Raw genomic sequence first — 1501 nt, 5'->3', positions numbered from 1 at the left:
CACCCTGATATGGTCGCTGTCGTCAATAGGAATGGTTTGCTGGTTGGAAATCAGTGACACGGGGTGATGCGACACAAGCCTGCTGCTGCGACGATAGATCAGACTGATATCCGTGGGTTGGTTACCACCGTGCATCGATCCGTCGTGGAAGCTGCCTCGCTCTAGTGACGCAGGTTGCCCCAAAGGGTTCTGTTGAGGGTGTCGTGAGGGTTCTTCCTATCGAGTTCGTGTCGCATCACCTCGTGTCACGGGTATGGGTGTCATTGATGTGTGTTGTCGGGCAGCGATTGGCGCGCAATGGCCCAGATGAAGCCGGTCAGTTCCCGCGCCACGGCTACGCAGACTTTGTTCGCCTGCACGCCTCGAGCCGATAGATGTGCAAATCTGGAGCACAAACGCACCTGAGCTTTCCAGGCGTGGGTGCGGATACCGGGAGAAAGTGTCGCGCTTCGGTCACGCAACGCCTGACTCATGCGCGCCGGGAAGCGGTAGTTCCAGGCCGCTTCGGTCAGAAGCCGCCGGGCGTGTGCGTTACCGGTTTTGGTAATCGAACCTCGGCGTACGCTGTTGCCACTGGAATGCTCCGAAGGCACCAGTCCGAGATAACCCATGAGCTGGCGAGCACTACCAAAGCGGGCGATGTCGCCGATCTCGCACACTAAGCCGATTGCGCTGACCGTATCGATACCACGCAGCGCCCTGAGCGCAGCCACGGTCGGCTCCTGGCGCCAACCTTCAATGGCGTGCTCGAGCGCCGTCGTCAGACGCTGTACGCGATCTTGAGCCGCTTGCACGGCCAGTTGATACTCGGCTAGCGCGATGTAATCGGCAGGATGGTCAAAATGCTGCTCCGCAATCCAGCGTTGGTGCGTCTTGTTCCAGGATGTCTTGCCGGGATAGCGCCGGCCTTGGCGTAGCAAAAATGCCTTGAGCTGCTGGCGCGCCTGCAGGCGCAGGTTGACGGCATCTTCGCGAGCCCGCCAGAGATTGCGCAGCGCCTCGTGGGCCTGGTCAGGCACCCAGATGGCCTTGAGCTCCCCAGCCCGCGACAGCTCGGCCAGTCGCAAGCTGTCGCGCCGGTCCGTCTTGATGCGCTCGCCCGGGCGACGCGGGGTCAATGACGGCGCAATGATCTCGCAGCGATAGCCCCGATCGATCAGCGCACGATATAGCCCATAGCCCGTCGGCCCAGCCTCATAGACCACGCTGACCTGCCGTGCGGCACCATATTTGCTTAGGATCTTGAGCAACGCCTGCACGTCTGGCGTAAGCGTGCTGACAAACCGGCCGGGCTCCCGCCCGGCCTCGCACACGGACATCGCAATGCTGTCACCGTGCACATCCAGACCAACGAAAAACTTGATACGCTCGTCCATGGCTCGTCTCCATACGGTTTGCGGCTGGCTTGCCCCGCCGCATGTGGCTCGGCGCTCTCCTGGAGAGCGCAATCCACGATACAGGAGACGAGCCGCCTTCCGATTAACGAGCGACCATAATGTCT

General features: G+C 61.2%; 1 protein-coding gene. It reads right to left on the bottom strand.

From position 1 onward, the window contains the following. Positions 1-260: 260 nt before the first annotated feature. The gene (locus HV681_RS27660; RefSeq protein ID WP_175126283.1) at positions 261-1376 is read right to left on the bottom strand and encodes an IS110 family RNA-guided transposase; all 1116 of its coding nucleotides are present in this window, start codon (positions 1374-1376) and stop codon (positions 261-263) included. Positions 1377-1501: the final 125 nt, after the last annotated feature.

Source organism: Achromobacter animicus (assembly GCF_902859585.1).
GTDB classification, from domain to species: Bacteria; Pseudomonadota; Gammaproteobacteria; order Burkholderiales; family Burkholderiaceae_B; genus Achromobacter; species Achromobacter animicus.
The sequence above is the reverse complement of the archived record's forward strand: the minus strand, read 5'-3'. Positions and strand labels throughout refer to the sequence as shown.